Origin of the sequence: Yersinia aldovae ATCC 35236, from assembly GCF_000173735.1 — a bacterium.
GTDB classification, from domain to species: Bacteria; Pseudomonadota; Gammaproteobacteria; order Enterobacterales; family Enterobacteriaceae; genus Yersinia; species Yersinia aldovae.
Map to the genome: position 1 here is coordinate 1 of NZ_ACCB01000143.1, position 222 is coordinate 222.

A 222-nucleotide genomic window follows, 5' to 3' on the forward strand; every position below is an offset into this window, starting at 1 on the left:
CAAACAATTTTTTGAGACGAGTATTTTCCTCTTCAAGCTCTTTTAATCGTTTAACATCATTAGCTTCCATCCCACCATACTTAGATTTCCAATTGTAGTAGGTGGCACTGCTAATTCCGTTCTGACGGCAAATTTCTTCAACTTTTATACCTGAATCAGCCAGTTTCAGGATATTAACGATCTGAGTTTCAGTAAAGCGTGCTTTTTTCTATTTTGACCTCT

Annotated in this window: 1 pseudogene; it reads right to left on the minus strand. The window is 36.5% G+C overall.

The features are described 5' to 3' along the window. Nucleotides 1-208 (minus strand): annotated as a pseudogene (locus tag YALDO0001_RS19615) (transposase); the annotation flags it as partial. Nucleotides 209-222: the final 14 nt, after the last annotated feature.